This is a genomic window from Mesorhizobium sp. CNPSo 4661, from assembly GCF_057784215.1.
On sequence record NZ_JBWGIO010000004.1, the window covers coordinates 341,278 to 357,126 of the forward strand.

The following is a 15,849-nucleotide window of genomic DNA, read 5'->3' on the forward strand; positions in this document are numbered from 1 at the left end:
ACATCAATGCGCGGTCTTCACCATATCCACCTGGGTTTCGGTAATCTCGTCGTGCAGTATGTGGTCGAGCCGCTCGGCGACGATCTGGTCGTCGCGGCGGATCTCCCGTTGCCAGGGCTGGCGGCCTTTCAGCACGCCGGATTCATCGACGATCTCGGCGACATACTCCTCCTGGCGGTAGGCCATCACATGGATGCCGGCGACGCCCGGAATTTCCTTCACCTCGTTGATGATGTCGATGCAGAGCTGCTTGCCTTCCTTCTTCTGGTCCTGCGCGCCTTCCAGCCGCTTGATCACCGCATCGGGGATGTGGATGCCGGGCACGTTGGAGCGGATCCATTTCGCCGTCTTGGCGGAGGCGAGCGGACCGACACCGCAGAGCAGGAAGAGCTTTTCGGTATGGCCGAGGTCGCGGGCCTTCTGCATGAAGGTTTTGAACATCGGCACATCGAAACAGTACTGCGTCTGCGCGAACTGGGCGCCGGCAGCGATCTTTTTGCCGAGATGGATCGGGCGGAAGTCGTAAGGCGGCGCGAAAGGATTGACCGCGCAGCCGAGGAAGACCTGAGGCGGCGTCGTCAGCTTGCGGCCGGACAGGAACTTGCCGTTGTCGCGCATGATGCGGATGGTTTCGAGCAGCGACATGGAATCGAGGTCGAAGACTGGCTTGGCACCCGGCTGGTCGCCGGCCTGGACGCCGTCGCCGGTGAGGCACAGCATGTTGGCGACGCCCATCGCGGCGCCGCCCAGCACGTCGCCCTGGATGGCGATGCGGTTCTTGTCGCGGCAGGCGATCTGCATGATCGGCGCGTAGCCCATGCGGGTGAGCAGCGCGCAGATGCCGACCGAGGACATGTGGCAGTTGGCGCCCGAGGCGTCGACCGCGTTGATGGCGTCGACCCAGCCGTCGAAGATCTTGGCCCGGTTGTAGACGTCTTCGGGATCGGCGCTGTCGGGCGGGTTGAGCTCGGTCGTCACCGCGAATTCGCCGCGGCGCAGCACGCGCTCCAGCCGGCCACGCGACGTGTGGCCGGGGAGGGGATCGAGCGGCAAATGGATGCCGGCCGGATTCTCGTCGAGCTGGCGGGCGTTCATGCCGAAGCTCCGGGGTTCTGGGCCGTTTCACGCGCGGCGGCGGACTGCGCGGTCACCCGCAGCCACGCCGAGGTTTCGCGCAGCGACTGGTCGACCGGCTTCTGCACGGTCAGGATCTTGTCGCCATGCACCATGTTGCGCGAACCTTCCCAGGCCATGACCCAGACGCAAGGCATGTCCGGCTCGACCTCGCAATTGCCGTTGGCGCGCACGCCGCCGCACGGGCCGTTGCGCAACTGCTTGGGGCAGTTCATCGGGCATGACATGCCGGTGGAGGAAAGCACGCACTGGCCGCACATGCGGCAGTCGAACATGAAGCCCTTGACGCGCTTCTCGACAAACTTCACCGGGGCTTCGACGCGGCCGTAGCCGATGCCTTTCCACAGCGGATGCAGAAGCAGGAAGACGTCGGCGAACCTACTGTAGAACCATTCCAGCAGTCGCGAATGGCGGATGGACCACAGTCTTACGGCAAACGTGCGCTGGACGCGCCGCTGCGGAGACACGTCGGCAGGCTTGTAGTCGGATTTCGGCGCCGCCTTCTTGACCAAAGTGGCCTGAGTGACCGTCGGCTGCTTCTCAGACATTTTCTTTCCCGCCAGCCTTGACCAGAGCGACCAGTCGCTCGCGGTCATATTTCGCGTCGAGTTCCTGGAAAGCCTTTTCGACCTCGGCCTCGATGTCGTCGCCGACCGGGACCGGCTCGGCCTTGCGCCATTCGGCCAGATAGTCGTCGGTGCCGCCGGCGCCGGTGCGCATGGCGCACATGTCGATCGCCTCGGTGAAGCGCAGCGGCAGCTCGCGCTTGGCGTTCTGCCGGCCTTTCTTGACGATGACCTGGGCGGGGATGTCGCGCCAATAGACGACGATCAGATCGGCCATGAAACTCTTGCTCCTTGATGATGCGAGCATTGCCGCAAGCGCCATGAGGCCGCTTGTTATGGGACGACGCGCGCGCCTTCAAAAGCGACGCTGCCGATGACGCAAAGCGAATGCTGAAATCTGTGGCCGGCTGACTACCAGACGCGCTTGGTCAGGCCCGTCCAGAGATAGAACCAGATCGTCGGGTGATACCACTGCTTCGACGGCAGGCCGGGATCGATTGTTTCCAGCCTGCCGGCCAGTGCATTGCCGACCGCCTCGACGCAGATATCGCGCGAAAACGCGGCCTGCCGCAGCGCGTAGCTGGCGATGGTGTCGCCCGTCTTGGGCTTGCCGCGCGCCTGCTTGAGCACGCCGCCGGTGTCGACGCCGGCATCGACGAGATGCACGGTGGTGCCGAAATTCCCCCGATCGCCGGAGGCCAGCGCCCAGTAGCCGCCATTCATGCCGCGATATTTCGGCGCGATGCCGGCATGGTAGTTGAGCACGGGGCAAGGCATTCTTGCCAGCGTATCCTTCGACAGCAGCCTGCAGCCGGCAAGCAGCACCACGCCAGGGTTGATCCTGGCGACCGCGTCGAGACATTGCGGCCCGTTGGCTGAAGGCACATGGATGATCGTCTGGCCTTGCCGCGGCTCGGTATCGAGCTTCTCCTCGGCGATCAGTCGCTCGGCATGGCCGGCCAGGAAGCGCTTACCGAGCCTCGTCAGCACCATGGTGCCGAGCTGGCCGATCGCCGAAACCCAGCCCTGGCGCCGCGCGCGGCCGCGCAGCAAACGCTTTTTGGATTCAGGGGATTCAAGGACGACGCTGACAGGGCCGACGCGATCGGCAAGCGCGTTGACGATGGCCCAGATATGCGGGCCACCTTCGGTGACGACCACGACCGGTCGCGTATTCGATTCCGACGCCGCCATGGCCAGCACCCGCTCCAAAACGGGCGCATGCTATGCGGGGCGGGTTAATCCTTGGTGTGCCGAAGGCGTTTCAGCCGGCGTCGAAGGTCCGGTTCAGCGCTTGAATTCCATGATGTCGAGCTTCGATTCGTAATAGGGCGCGGGGAATTCGATGCGCCATTCGGTGGCGCTGTTGCGGAAGGCGTAGCCGACCTGGTCGCTTTCGGGGCCGCTGCCATAGGACTTGGCCTTGTCGTCATTGACCGAGAACGAGCCGAGATAGATGGCGCGCTTGTCGCCGTCGTCGAAGAAGCGGCCGGCGGTGCGTTGCGAGCCGCTGATCTTGGCAAGCCGCCAGCCGGAGCCGTCGTCGGTCACCTTACACTTGAACCAGCCGTAGATGACGAGCGGGCTCAAGCCGCCCGCCTTGATGGTGCGGCATTTCCAGCTGCCCGTCAGGTCCTTGTCGGAGAAGGCGACGAGAGGTTTGGCGAGCAGTTCATCCAATTGCTTGACCTCCGTCGGATTGCCGGCCTTTGCCTCTTCGAGAGCCGCCTTGCGCGTTTCGCCATACTTATCCAGCCGCGCCTTGTCGGCAGCGGTGATCAGCTTCTGCACTTCGCCGTCGGCATGGGCGGGCAAGGTGAGGGCGATGAGGCCGAGGGCGGCAAGAAGCAGGCGAGGCATCATGAACGTGTTTCCTCAATCAATGGCTGGAACAAACTTCTTTCTATCACTGGCGCACAACTTACCGGTTCGCGATCGTCTGTCATCCGTGCTTAACAACGGCAGCTTGGAAAAATGGTGGTTCGATCGATGCGGATCTTGCTCACGGGATCGTCCGGCTGGTTGGGAAGCGCGCTCGGGCCAAGGCTCGAAGCACTCGGCCATGAAATCATCGGCCTTGATCCGGTTGCCTCGGCGCGCACGCAGGTCGTCGGCTCGATCGCGGATCGCGATCTTGTCCTGAAGACTGTCCGCGAGCACAGCATCGAGGCCATCATTCACAGCGGCGCGCTGCATAAGCCGAATATCGAGCATCATGAGAATACAGCCTTCGTGGCGACGAATGTGCAAGGCACGCTCAATCTGCTCGATGCGGCCATCGAATATGGCGTCCAGCGCTTCGTCTTCACCTCGACGACGTCGCTCATGATCTCGCAGGCGATCCGCGCCGGTTTTCAGGGTGGTGCGCGCAAGGCGGCCTGGCTGACGGAGGAGATGTCGCCGGAGCCGCGCAACATCTATGGCGTAACCAAGCTTTCAGCCGAGCATCTCTGCCGCCTCTACCATATCGAGCACGGACTGCCGGTGGTGGTGCTGCGCACGGCACGCTTCTTCCCCGAAGCGGACGACATGGCGCATGCCATCGAGCAGTCCGATGCAAACACCAAGGCGAACGAGTTGCTGTTCCGGCGGCTGACGGTGGAGGACGCGGCGGAAGCCCATGTGGCGGCGTTGGAGAAGGCTCCGAGCCTGGGTTTCGACGTCTTCATCGTCTCGGCGCCGACGCCGTTCAAACCGGAGGATTGCGCCGAGCTGATCACCGACGCGCCGGCGATCGTCGCGCGCTATTTCCCGGATTATCCCCGGCTCTATGCGCGGAAGGGCTGGACGATGTTCTCCTCGATCGACCGCGTCTACGATCCGACGCGGGCGAGGGAGAAGCTGGGCTTCGTTTGCAGGACGAGTTTTGCCGATGTGCTTGCCGCGCTGGACGAGGCGTGAAAACCGACCTTCTCAGGCAGCGCCCTGTGCCGCCCGCGCCAGTTCCACGGTCAGGTCGCCATAGCCGGTCGAGCGGCGCTCATAGGCGAGGCCGAGCATGGCCGCTGCCTTCTCGGCGACCTTGTCGAGCTCCAGATCGTCGGTCTGGGCGAGATAGATCAGCTTCTCGTAGTTGCCGAAATAGTCCTTGATCAGCTCGGGATGCCTGTCGAGGCCGAGCGGCTTGATGAAGAAGGCCTCGAACTGGCGGCAGAGGAAGTCGGTCATGTAGAACGACATCATGTCGTCGTCGGCGACCTTCGCGTAGGCGTCCATGCCCTGGTAGAAGGCGAAGCAATGCGGCCCGGCCATGCGCTCGACGCCGTGCTTCTCGATGACGCGGTCGAGCAGGCCGCCCGTGCCGCAATCGGCATAGCCGACGAAGATGTGCCGGTAGCCTTCGGTCTTGGCCTTTTCGATCGCCTTGTCCATCGCCGGCGCGATGCGGTCCGGATAGAAGTGGAACTCGGCCGGCAGGCAGGTCAGCTCGAGATGGTCGAGCTTTAGCTGTTGCTTGACGGCCAAAACTTCGCGCGCAATCATCCCGCAGGCGATGACGAGCAGCCTGTCTGTTTGATTCGGTTCCGTTTTTTGCGTCTTGACCAAGTCGGGCCGGCTTTCGCTGCGGGGCTTAATATCTGTCGAGGGAGACACCGTCCATGAAACTGCTACGCATCGCGCCGATCGCCATCCTGGCCTGCGCGCTTGCACTCACCGCCTGCGCCAACACCATCCGGGGCGTCGGCAAGGACGTCAAATCGACGGCTAGGGCGGTCAAAGACACGGTCAACTGATCAGCAGCCTCATCCATCATCTGGGAACAAAAAAGCCGCGCTGCAAGGCGCGGCTTTTCCTGTCGATCCATCCTGATGCCTTGGGTCAGGCGGAAGCGCGAACGTTGTGTTTGCGCTTCATGTAGTCCTTGGCGGTCTCGACGGCCACCGCCGCGTCGCGGCAATAGGCATCGGCGCCGACGGCCTTGCCGAATTCCTCGTTGAGAGGCGCGCCGCCGACCAGGACGACATAATCGTCGCGGATGCCCTTTTCCTTCATCGTGTCGATGACCACCTTCATGTAAGGCATGGTGGTGGTGAGCAGCGCCGACATGCCGATGATGTCGGGCTGGTGCTGCTCGATCGCGTCGAGATATTTCTCGACCGCATTGTTGATGCCGAGGTCGATGACGTCGAAGCCGGCGCCTTCCATCATCATGCCGACAAGGTTCTTGCCGATGTCGTGGATGTCGCCCTTGACGGTGCCGATCACCATCTTGCCCTGCTTCGGCGCGCCGGTGGCGGCGAGCAGCGGGCGCAGTATGAACATGCCGGCCTTCATCGCGTTGGCGGACAATAGCACTTCGGGAACGAACAGGATGCCGTCGCGGAAATCCTCACCGACGATGCGCATGCCTTCGACCAGCGCCTCGGTCAGCACCTTGTAAGGCGCCCAGCCGCGCTCGAGCAGGATTCGTGTACCTTCCTCGATCTCTTCCTTCAGACCATCATAGAGGTCGTCATGCATCTGCTGCACGAGTTCCTCGTCGGAAAGCTCGGAAAGGATGATCTCGTCGTCGGACATTTTTCTCGGGCTCCTTGCTGCTCGGAATGACTGCGGCAGCCTAAAAATCGATGCGCCAATACCTAACCCGCGAGGGCAAGCTAGCCATAGCTGATTTGCGACTTCCCGCAAAAGGAAAGCGACTGAAAAATTGGCGCTTTTCTTGTCGATTTTGCGACAGGCGTTGGCGCTGGCTGGCCGTTTCCAATAGGGTGCATGGCTACGATCCGGCAAGAAGCGGCGACGATGGGCCGCTCCAGCCAATTCAGGCCAGTTATAGGAAGAACGATCATGAGCGATAACGCGGCAGTCGAGCAGGAAGCGTCGGGCGGACGGCGCGGACGCGGCGCCAGCGGCGGCGCTGCGGCGCGCCGGGCGGCCCGTTCGGGCGGCGGTCCGGGCACGCAGCTCACCTACATCAAGCGCAAGATCAACGTCTATGAGGTCCTCAACGAGGAAGGCCTGGCGCTGATCGAGAAGAACACCGACACGGTGCTTGAAGAAATCGGCATCATCTTCCGCGACGACGCCGAAGCGCTGGCGCTGTGGAAGGAAGCAGGCGCCGACGTCAAAGGCGAGCGCGTGCACTTCCCCAAGGGCCTCTGCCGCTCGCTCTTGAAGACCGCGCCCTCGATCTACACCCAGCATGCGCGCAACCCGGAGCGCTCGGTTCAGATCGGCGGCAATGCGACCGTATTCGCACCGGTCTACGGCCCGCCCTTCGTGCGTGACCTCGACGGCAACCGCCGCTATGCGACGATCGAGGATTTCCAGAATTTCGTGAAGCTCGCCTATATGGCGCCGTCGATCCACCATTCGGGCGGCACGGTGTGCGAGCCGGTCGACGTGCCGGTCAACAAGCGCCACCTCGACATGATCTACAGCCACATCCGTTATTCCGACAAACCTTTCATGGGTTCGGTGACGGCGCCGGAGCGGGCCGAGGACACGGTGGCGATGGCCAAGCTGGTGTTCGGCGACGACTTCGTCGAGAACAACACGGTGCTGACCAGCCTGATCAACGCCAACTCGCCGATGGTGTTCGACGAGACCATGCTCGGCGCGCTGAAGGTCTATTCGCGCCACAACCAGGCCTGCATCGTCACGCCCTTCATCCTGGCCGGCGCGATGAGCCCGGTGACGGTCGCCGGCACGCTGACGCAGGTGCTGGCCGAGGTGCTCGCCGGCGCCTCGTTCACGCAGCTGATCAGGCCCGGTGCGCCGGTGCTGTTCGGCACCTTCGCCTCGTCGATCTCGATGCAGTCCGGCGCGCCGACCTTCGGCACGCCGGAGCCGTCGCTGGTCTCCTACGGCGCCGCGCAGCTCGCGCGCCGGCTCGGCCTGCCGTTCCGCACCGGCGGCTCGCTCTGCGCCTCGAAGGTTCCGGACGCGCAGGCGGCTTACGAGAGCGCCAACACGCTCAACTCGACGATCCTCGCCGGCACCAATTTCGTGCTGCATTCGGCCGGCTGGCTCGAGGGCGGTCTCGCCTCCTGCTACGAAAAATTCATGATGGATATCGACCAGCTCGGCATGCAGCAGAAGTTTGCCGAGGGCGTCGACCTGTCGGAAAACGGCCAAGCGATGGACGCGATCCGCCAGGTCGGTCCGGGCAGCCATTATCTCGGCTGCGACCACACGCAGGCGAATTTCCAGACGGCCTTCTATCGCTCCAACATCGCCGACAACAATTCCTACGAGCAGTGGCTGGCCGAAGGCGAGAAGACCGCGCCGCAGCGCGCCAACGAGCTCGCTCGCCGCTGGCTGGAAAGCTACGAGGCGCCGCATCTCGATCCGGCCATCGACGAGGCGCTGAAGGACTTCATCGCCAAGAAGAAGGGCTCGATGGCCGACGCCTTCACGTGAAAGGAGCCCGAGTCAGGCCGGGCTAAAGTCGCCAACATCATTCACAAGGAAGTCTGGCGGAGCGCGTTCTCCGACCCGGACCGGAAGGGATGACTTTTTCCCGCGGCGCGGTCGAGGAGATTGCGGCCGCGCTCGCGGCCAGCGGTCTGATCCTTCGCGGCGGTTTCAGCTTTGGCGGCGATCAGGTTGCACCGGCCGGACCCTCCGGCGCCCCGGCCAAATCGGTGCTGCTGGTCGGGCAGGCGGGCGCGGCGCCTTGGCCGCATTTTCAGCGTTGGCTGGGACAGCAGGCGAGGGACATCGCCAATCCGCTCGACACCTGGTCGCGCGAGGTGATCGGCGCGGTCGCGCAAGGCCGTGGCGCTCGCGCGGTATCGCCTTCCGACCGGCCTTATCTGCCGTTCCAGCAATGGGCGATGAGGGCGGAAGGGCTGAAGCCGTCACCGCTCAGCATCCTCATGCATCCCACATACGGGCTCTGGCATGCCTATCGCGGCGCCTTGCTGTTCGAGGATGAGATTCCGCTACCCGATGCTGACGTGGCCATTCATCTTTGCGACATATGTGTCGAAAAACCCTGCCTGAAATCCTGTCCGGTCGACGCCTATTCCGGGCAGGGCTTTGCCCATGAAGCCTGTCTCGGCCATGTTCGAGGCCCCCGTGGCGAGCCGTGCCGAAGCGGTGGCTGCCTCGACCGCAACGCCTGCCCTTTTGGTACAGACTATCGCTATCCGCCGGAGGCGCAGGCTTTTCACATGGCGGCTTTCGCGCGGCTCTAAGGGGCCGGGCGGCCGCACGAAATCTTGAACAGCCTGGTCTGGGAATGGCTTGCCGGGACGGTGCTCGCCGATATCTAACGCGCGACAGGCAACGGAGAGCATCATGACCGGAAAGCAGATCGAGTTCGAGACCAGGGACGGCAAGGCAAAGGCGGGACTTTTTCGACCGTCCGGCAAGGCCAGGGCCGGCGTCATCCTCTATATGGACGCCTTCGGGCCGCGTCCGGCGCTCGACGAGATGGCTGAACGGCTTGCCGGCGACGGGTATGCGGTGCTGGTGCCCGACCTCTTCTATCGCAACGCGCCCTACGGTCCGTTCGACGCCAAGACCGCCTTCACGGTGGAGGAAACCAAGACCAAGTTGATGGCGCTGGTGACCGGAACGACGCAGGAGATGACCATCCGCGACAATGCCGGCTTCCTCGATGCGCTCGCGGCCGAAGGCATTGAGGGACCGGTCGGCGTCGTCGGCTATTGCATGGGCGGCGCGCGGGCGCTGAACGCGGCGGCGACCAATCCCGACCGCATCGTCGCCGCGGCGAGTTTTCATGGCGGCAAGCTGGCCAGCGATGCTCCCGACAGCCCGCACCGCAAGGCGGCCTCGATCAAGGCGCGCGTCTATGTCGGGGTTGCCGGCGTCGACCGCAGCTTCCCGCCAGAGCAGTCGGCGCGGCTGGCGGAGGCCTTGCGGGTGGCCGAGGTCGACCACGTCATCGAGAATTATGTCGGCGTCGGCCATGGCTGGTGCGTCAAGGATCACAGCGTCTATGACGAGGCGGGGGCTGAGCGCCACTGGAAGCGGCTGAGGGAGTTTTTCAAAGAGACGCTTGGATAGGCTTTCGCCTCCGATCGTAGACGGCGCGCAGCTTAGCGCGAGCCTTCGAATGGTCGCGCTGCCCCTCATCCGCCCTTCGGGCGTTCGTCGTTCGAAAAGCCAAGCAATTGGCTTTTCGTCCGCTACGCGGACCACTCCTCACCTCCCCGCGAGCGGAGAGAAGGAAAAAGGCGCTGCCGCAAAAAAATCTTTTCATCGCCCCAAGGATTGGCCATTAGCCTTCGTCCAACAGGCAAATGATGGCGATGATGCTGGACGACAGCGAAGCCTCCGATGCCGAATTGATCGGGCGGGCGAGAGGCGGAGACAGGGGGGCTTTCGGCAAACTGCTCGAAAGGCACTACGGCTTCGTCTATCGCGCCGCCTATCGCTGGTGCGGCCGAAAAGCCGATGCCGAGGACATCGCCCAGGACGTCTGCGTGCGGCTCGGCCGCGCGATCCGCGACTATCAGGGCAGCGGCGCCTTCACGACATGGCTCTATGCCATGACGCTGAATGCTGCACGCGACATGATGCGCAAGCGCGCCCGCGACACCGCCAAGACCGATGCCTTTGGCGCCTATGCGTCGATCGCCGGCGAAGCGCCGGCGGAGGGCGACGATCCGGCCGAGGCGTTGTGGGCGGCGGTGCGGATGCTGCCCGACAAGCAGCGCGACGCGGTGCTGCTGGTCTATGGCGAAGGCCTCAACCACGCCGCGGCGGCGGAGGTGATGGCGATCTCGGAGACGACGGTTTCCTGGCACATCCATGAAGCGAAGAAACGGCTGAAAGTGCTGATGCGCTCAGCCGGGGAAGTGTGACCATGGTCGACGACAACGAACTCGAAAGGCTGCGCGACATCGCTATACCGGCGCCGGACGGCGAGGCGAAGGCGCGCGCGCTGGCCGCCGCGATGCAGGCCTTCGACATGGACGAAAAAATTTCGACAGCCTCCCAAGGATCGGCTGCGGGCCTTCGTCTCACGGAGCGAGCAAGAAAGCTCTGGAGAGACATCATGCAACGGAAACTCATTGCCACGCCGGCCATCACCGCGCTTGTCGCGCTGCCTATCGCCGGCTATGCCGCTTTCGAGATGCTGAAGGAACAGCCGCCGGTCATCGGCGGCAACGGGAAGATCACCGAGACGCTGGCCGACAAGCCGGCGGCGCAGAAGCCTGCGCCAAACCAGCCGGCCATCAACGAGCCGCTGGCAGCGGCGCCCGCCAAGGAAAAGAAGACAGACGCCGACGCCGAGACCCGGGCCAATTCACAGGTGGTGCCCGCAGCGCCGAAGCCGGCGACGGAGGTCGACAGTCTGCTCAAGCAGGAGGCTGCGCCGGAGGCCAGGCCCGCCTTAAAGCCCGTGCCGGCGGAGAGCGGCCAGCTCGCGGCCGGCAGCAAGGACGGGTCGTCCAACAGGGTGATCATGTCCATGACACCGCCGTCCAGCGTCGACGAGGCGGCGCGGGCCGACCAGGCGCCGGCAGGCAGCGCGGCCGCCATTCCCGCGTCTCCTCCCGCAATGGCCGATTCCAAGCTGATGGTGCAGCCCGCGCCCATGCCGGCCGACCAGACGCAGCCGCAGGAGGAAAACCGCGACCGCATCGAGACCTTCAAGACCAATCCGGTGCACGAAACAGCCCAGGATCCGGTCTCGACCTTCTCGATCGACGTCGATACCGCCTCCTATTCCTTCGTGCGGCGCTCGCTGAAGGAAGGCGCTCTGCCCGATCCCGGCACGGTCCGTGTCGAGGAGATGATCAACTACTTCCCCTATGACTGGAAGGGTCCGGAATCGGCTTCAACGCCGTTCAACTCGACCGTCACCGTCATGCCGACGCCGTGGAACGATCGCACCAAGCTGATGCATGTGGCGATCAAGGGTTTCGACGTGAAGCCGGCCGAGCAGCCTAAGGCCAATCTGGTCTTCCTGATCGACGTCTCGGGCTCGATGGACGAGCCGGACAAGCTGCCGCTGCTCAAATCCGCCTTCCGCTTGCTGGTGAGCAAGCTGAAGCCCAACGACACCGTCTCGATCGTCACCTATGCGGGCAATGCCGGTACGGTGCTGATGCCGACCAAGGCGGCGGAAAAGCAGAAGATCCTTGCAGCCATCGACAATCTGGAACCCGGCGGCTCGACGGCCGGCGAGGAAGGCATCCGCGAAGCCTACAAGCTTGCACAGCAATCCTTCGTCAAGGACGGCGTCAACCGCGTGATGCTCGCCACCGACGGCGACTTCAATGTCGGCCAGACCGATGACGACGACCTCAAGCGACTGATCGAGCAGGAGCGCAAGACCGGCGTCTTCCTGTCGGTGTTCGGCTTCGGCCACGACAATCTGAACGACCAGATGATGCAGACCATCGCGCAGAACGGCAACGGCACGGCGGCTTACATCGACACGCTCGCCGAGGCGCAAAAGGTGCTGGTCGACGATGCGTCCTCGACGCTGTTCACCATCGCCAAGGACGTCAAGATCCAGGTCGAGTTCAACCCGGCCATGGTGTCGGAGTATCGGCTGGTCGGATATGAAACTCGCGCCCTGAAGCGCGAGGATTTCAACAATGACCGCGTCGATGCCGGCGATATCGGCTCGGGCCATTCGGTGACGGCGGTCTATGAGATCACGCCGAAAGGCAGCGGCGGCGAGCAGGTCGATCCGCTGCGCTACGGCCAGGCCAAGGTCGACAATGGCGGTGTTGCCAACGCCGACGAATATGCCTTCGTCAAGATCCGCTACAAGTTGCCGAACGAGGACGTCTCGAAGCTGATCACCACGCCGGTGACCGCCGCCAACGAGGTCAAGTCCTTCGACGAGGCCGGCGTTGACCAGCGCTTCTCGGTCGCGGTCGCCGCCTTCGGGCAGAAGCTGCGCGACGAGGATCAGACCGCCAATTTCGGCTATGACCGGATCGCGGAGATCGCCAACGCCGCGCGCGGCGCCGATCCGTTCGGCTATCGAGCCGAATTCCTGTCGCTGGTGCGACTGGCCTCGTCGCTGGACGGCAACAAGTAGAGAGCCGACAGGCAAAGACCGAATGGGCGAAGGCCGGCAGCAAATCCTGTCGGCCTTTTTACGATCGTTAAATTGCGCGGCTTTTCCGGAACCTCGCCGCAACGAGCTTCTGTTAGTCAGTGCTGATAGGGTTCGAGGGATCAGCAGTGCATATCACGACAACCGGGAACGCGAACGCGACGGCAGCCAATGCGCCTGTGCGGGGACCATCCGCGCCTTCAGCGGAATCCGCGCGCATCAGGAGCGATGTCGATGCGGCCCGCAATACGGCGCTTTCGGCGCTCAACAACGACCGTTTTCGCGTGATGCTGGAACAGATCACAGACCCCGGCGCATCGGGCGCCCTGATGACGATGGGCGCCGAGAACGTCGTCGATTTCAATACGGCGCTGTCGCGCTACGACGAAAACAGCAAGTAATCGGGCCTGTCAGGCGCGGCTGCGCCTGCGTTCGCGCCGGCCTTCGCCAGTATCACCGGCGCTTGCCGTCTTGTTGCGCATCGGGCCGATGCGCTCGACGATCGTCTCGACGGTCGGCCGCGTCGACTTGGTGTGCGCGTCGAGCGCCTTGCGCATGGCGGCGAGGTGGGCGAACGAGGTACCGCAGCAGCCGCCGACAATTTTTGCGCCTGCATCGACCGCCAGCCGCACATAGTCGGACATCAGCTCCGGCGTGCCGGAATAGTGGATTTCCGTGCCGCGGAATTCAGGAATGCCGCAATTGCCCTTGACGATCACGGTCGCCTCCGGCTTCGCCTCGGTCATGTCGAGCAGCGAAGCGAGGATGTCGGAGGCGCCGACGCCGCAATTGGCGCCGACACCGAGCGGGGCCTGCGAGAGGCCGTCGGCGACGGCGTGAATGTCCTTAGGCAGCAGGCCCATCATGGTGCGGCCGGCCGTGTCGAAGGAACCGGTATAGGTATAGGGCAGGCCGACGCGGATGGCGGCTTGCGCGGCGGCGCGAATCTCGTCGGGCGCCGACATCGTCTCGATCCAGGCGACTTCGGCGCCGCCGGCCTTGAGACCCTCGATCTGTTCAACGAAGGCCTCGACCGCATCGTCGTAAGTCAGGGCGCCGAGCGGCACCAGCAGCTCGCCGGTCGGGCCGACGGAGCCGGCGACGACGACCTTGCGGCCGGCCTTGTCGGCAACGGAGCGGGCAATCTCGGCGGCGCGCTTGTTCAGCTCGTGCACGCGATCCTGCGCATGATGCAGCTTGAGCCGGTGGCGGGTGCCGCCGAAGGAATTGGTCAGGATGATATCAGCGCCGGCATCGACGAAGTTCTGATGCAGGCTGGCGATCGTCTCGGGCGAAATCTCATTAAGCAGCTCGGGCGCTTCGCCGGCCTCGAGACCCATCGCGAACAGATTGGTGCCGGTGGCGCCGTCGGCCAGGAGCACGCCCTTTTCGGCAAGCAGTGCGTCAATCGGGTTGGTCGCGGTCATGACTTTGGCTTTCGTATCTCGAATTCAAATAACGATATAAAGAAGTCTTTATGTCCAGTCAACGAGTTTGCGGCCAGGAAGCCTTACGCGGCCGGTGTGATCTCGACCTCGATCTCGGTGCAGGCATCGCCGTTGGTCGGGTGGTGATCGACCGAGCAGGCGGTGACGACAAGCAGGAGGTCCTGTTCGGCGCGCAGCGTGACGTAGCCGCCGGGCGGATTGATCGAGGCCTCGACCACCAAAGTCCCGTCGGGCTGCGGCATGGAGTTCTGGAAGAGATCGACCGGGTCGGGCGCGAAGGGGAGTTCGATGCCTTCCGCGCCGAGCGCCTTCATCAGATTGTCGCGGCAGTTCGGATGGTTGGGCAGGCCGGCGCGTTCGTAAAGCGCGCTGTCGCAGGCCGGGTAGAGCATATCGTGTGGGCCGGGCGAGGCGTCCTCGATCAGCGTCAGCATGATCTTGCCGGCGGCGCTGTAGAAATGGTCGCCGGGTTTTGGGAACAGCCGCTCGGTGATGTCGCGGGTCTGCGACGTGCTCAACCAATCGAGCCGTCCCTCGGTCGAGAAGGCCCAGAGGTCCGAGACCTGCTGGCCCCTGGGATCGACGATGCGGATCAGATCGCCGCGCCTGACGCGTACGGACCGGCCCGACTGAGGAGGAACGACGAGGTGACGCGGTTCTTGCATGGGTTTCCCTGAAACGACGATCGGCGGCCAGGACGTTGGCCGACCATCAAGATGATATCGAAGCCAGCGATCAGACAGAGCCTGATGGGAACGACATTGCGGCCAGCCTTTGCGCAAAACTCGCGGCCTCGTGCGCGTTGATGTCGGCGGCCCGGATCAGATTGTCGAAATGGCTGGTGAGCGTGCGGACCGGTTGGGTGGCGTTCAACACCAGGTACATGTCGCCGACATAGATCGCGGCGCGATAGGGGCCGAAGATCGTATAGGGGATCGAATAGCGCATGCGGCCGTCATAGAGGAACAGCCGGAAAGTCGGGTAAAGGTCGTCGAGCAGCGCCGCCATGTGCAGCAACTGCTTGCGGCGCTCCGCTTCCGGAAAGCGATCCCAGACGCCGAGGCCACGCGCGAAGATCTCCAGCGTGTGGCGCGGCATGCAGACCTCCATGTCGGTCTCCGGCCGCCTTGTGTAGTCGATGCGGTATTGCGTCTCGCCGGCCTGCGCCTCGCGGCTCTTGTTCGTGATGCCTGCCTCGTATTCCACCAGCGCCTCGGTGCGCAGAAGGTCGGGAATGCCGGCGGGCACATAGCGGATCTTTGTGCCGGCGGCCTCGGCATGCCATTTGGCCAAAAGCGTGCGGTCGAAGCCGTCGGGCGCCTCCTCGATCTCGAGGCTTTCTCTTATTTCGCCGGTGACGCCTTCGTCCTGGCTGAGGCCCAGCAGCCAGTCGAGCGACACCTTGAACTCGGCGGCGATGTTGAGAAGCGTCTCGGCGCGGGGCAGGCGGGTCGAGGCGCCGGACAGCAGTTGCGACAGCGCCGAACGGTCGATACCGACCGCCGTCGCGAAGGCCGACTGGTTCAAGTCGGACCGTGTCAAGAGCAATTTCAGGCGCTCCCGAAAGGTCGTCGACAGATCACGCTTGTCCACCGCGCTGCTCCTGCTTCGGAGAGGAAAAATTTGCGCCAGAGCCGTTCTGAACGTGGCTCAGGTGGAAATGAATCCCCACATTTGTTTACAATGTATAACATATGCGGCCAGAAAT

At 63.7% G+C, this 15,849-nt stretch carries 18 protein-coding genes; 8 read left to right on the forward strand and 10 right to left on the reverse strand.

From position 1 onward, the window contains the following. Positions 1-3: 3 nt before the first annotated feature. The 5 genes from AC0YKC_RS08310 to AC0YKC_RS08330 form a co-directional block, all read right to left on the reverse strand. Positions 4-1,095, reverse strand: a complete 1,092-nt coding sequence (locus AC0YKC_RS08310; RefSeq protein WP_320295313.1) for a methylenetetrahydrofolate reductase — start codon at positions 1,093-1,095, stop codon at positions 4-6. Then, positions 1,092-1,682 carry a methylenetetrahydrofolate reductase C-terminal domain-containing protein gene (locus AC0YKC_RS08315; RefSeq protein WP_488510752.1) on the reverse strand — a complete coding sequence of 197 codons (591 nt, stop codon included), beginning with the start codon at positions 1,680-1,682 and terminating at the stop codon, positions 1,092-1,094. Before AC0YKC_RS08315 ends, AC0YKC_RS08310 begins: the two co-directional genes overlap by 4 nt. Further along, entirely contained in the window at positions 1,675-1,977 is a 303-nt protein-coding gene (locus AC0YKC_RS08320; RefSeq protein ID WP_320295315.1) for a virulence factor, read from the reverse strand. The genes AC0YKC_RS08315 and AC0YKC_RS08320 overlap by 8 nt, the downstream gene beginning before the upstream one ends. A gap of 134 nt (positions 1,978-2,111) precedes the next feature. Further along, positions 2,112-2,894 (reverse strand): formyl transferase, encoded by a 783-nt coding sequence (locus tag AC0YKC_RS08325; RefSeq protein WP_488510753.1) that lies wholly within the window; start codon positions 2,892-2,894, stop codon positions 2,112-2,114. Between the two features lie 93 nt (positions 2,895-2,987). Continuing rightward, entirely contained in the window at positions 2,988-3,563 is a 576-nt protein-coding gene (locus AC0YKC_RS08330; protein ID WP_488510754.1) for a DUF4893 domain-containing protein, read from the reverse strand. Positions 3,564-3,689: 126 nt separating this feature from the next. On the opposite strand from AC0YKC_RS08330, the gene AC0YKC_RS08335 reads away from it, so the two are divergent. Continuing rightward, a complete protein-coding gene (locus tag AC0YKC_RS08335) occupies positions 3,690-4,601 on the forward strand; it encodes an NAD-dependent epimerase/dehydratase family protein (protein ID WP_488510755.1) in 912 nt (303 codons plus the stop codon). 12 nt (positions 4,602-4,613) lie between these two features. On the opposite strand, the gene AC0YKC_RS08340 is transcribed toward AC0YKC_RS08335, so the two are convergent. Continuing rightward, on the reverse strand, positions 4,614-5,246 hold the full coding sequence (locus AC0YKC_RS08340) for a DUF1638 domain-containing protein (protein WP_488510756.1): 633 nt from the start codon (positions 5,244-5,246) through the stop codon (positions 4,614-4,616). Positions 5,247-5,299: 53 nt separating this feature from the next. Here AC0YKC_RS08340 and AC0YKC_RS08345 point away from each other — a divergent pair, with 53 nt between their 5' ends. Beyond that, positions 5,300-5,434 (forward strand): entericidin A/B family lipoprotein, encoded by a 135-nt coding sequence (locus AC0YKC_RS08345; protein ID WP_041003961.1) that lies wholly within the window; start codon positions 5,300-5,302, stop codon positions 5,432-5,434. An 85-nt stretch (positions 5,435-5,519) separates the two neighbouring features. Here the strand turns inward: AC0YKC_RS08345 and AC0YKC_RS08350 are convergent, their stop codons facing one another. After that, the gene (locus AC0YKC_RS08350; protein ID WP_320295320.1) at positions 5,520-6,218 is read right to left on the reverse strand and encodes a corrinoid protein; all 699 of its coding nucleotides are present in this window, start codon (positions 6,216-6,218) and stop codon (positions 5,520-5,522) included. Positions 6,219-6,488: 270 nt separating this feature from the next. On the opposite strand from AC0YKC_RS08350, the gene AC0YKC_RS08355 reads away from it, so the two are divergent. The 6 genes from AC0YKC_RS08355 (at position 6,489) to AC0YKC_RS08380 (ending at position 13,094) form a co-directional block, all read left to right on the forward strand. After that, the gene (locus AC0YKC_RS08355) at positions 6,489-8,063 is read left to right on the forward strand and encodes a trimethylamine methyltransferase family protein (protein WP_320295321.1); all 1,575 of its coding nucleotides are present in this window, start codon (positions 6,489-6,491) and stop codon (positions 8,061-8,063) included. 89 nt (positions 8,064-8,152) lie between these two features. Continuing rightward, positions 8,153-8,842 (forward strand): hypothetical protein, encoded by a 690-nt coding sequence (locus AC0YKC_RS08360; protein WP_488510757.1) that lies wholly within the window; start codon positions 8,153-8,155, stop codon positions 8,840-8,842. A 103-nt stretch (positions 8,843-8,945) separates the two neighbouring features. Then, complete coding sequence (locus AC0YKC_RS08365; RefSeq protein ID WP_488510758.1) at positions 8,946-9,677, forward strand: dienelactone hydrolase family protein; 732 nt, start codon at positions 8,946-8,948, stop codon at positions 9,675-9,677. 239 nt (positions 9,678-9,916) lie between these two features. After that, positions 9,917-10,477: an RNA polymerase sigma factor gene (locus tag AC0YKC_RS08370; protein ID WP_488510759.1), complete on the forward strand. Its 561-nt coding sequence runs from the start codon at positions 9,917-9,919 to the stop codon at positions 10,475-10,477. Positions 10,478-10,479: 2 nt separating this feature from the next. Continuing rightward, positions 10,480-12,675, forward strand: a complete 2,196-nt coding sequence (locus AC0YKC_RS08375) for a vWA domain-containing protein (protein ID WP_488510760.1) — start codon at positions 10,480-10,482, stop codon at positions 12,673-12,675. Positions 12,676-12,794: 119 nt separating this feature from the next. Then, the gene (locus tag AC0YKC_RS08380) at positions 12,795-13,094 is read left to right on the forward strand and encodes a hypothetical protein (protein ID WP_488510761.1); all 300 of its coding nucleotides are present in this window, start codon (positions 12,795-12,797) and stop codon (positions 13,092-13,094) included. Positions 13,095-13,103: 9 nt separating this feature from the next. Here AC0YKC_RS08380 and bmt read toward each other — a convergent pair whose 3' ends face one another. From bmt to AC0YKC_RS08395, 3 genes are all read right to left on the reverse strand, one after another. Next, positions 13,104-14,120, reverse strand: coding sequence for a betaine--homocysteine S-methyltransferase (gene bmt / locus AC0YKC_RS08385; protein WP_488510762.1), 1,017 nt, complete (start codon positions 14,118-14,120; stop codon positions 13,104-13,106). An 83-nt stretch (positions 14,121-14,203) separates the two neighbouring features. Beyond that, on the reverse strand, positions 14,204-14,806 hold the full coding sequence (locus tag AC0YKC_RS08390; protein ID WP_488510763.1) for a DUF1989 domain-containing protein: 603 nt from the start codon (positions 14,804-14,806) through the stop codon (positions 14,204-14,206). Between the two features lie 70 nt (positions 14,807-14,876). Further along, the gene (locus AC0YKC_RS08395) at positions 14,877-15,734 is read right to left on the reverse strand and encodes a helix-turn-helix domain-containing protein (RefSeq protein WP_320295328.1); all 858 of its coding nucleotides are present in this window, start codon (positions 15,732-15,734) and stop codon (positions 14,877-14,879) included. Between the last annotated feature and the right edge of the window lie 115 nt (positions 15,735-15,849).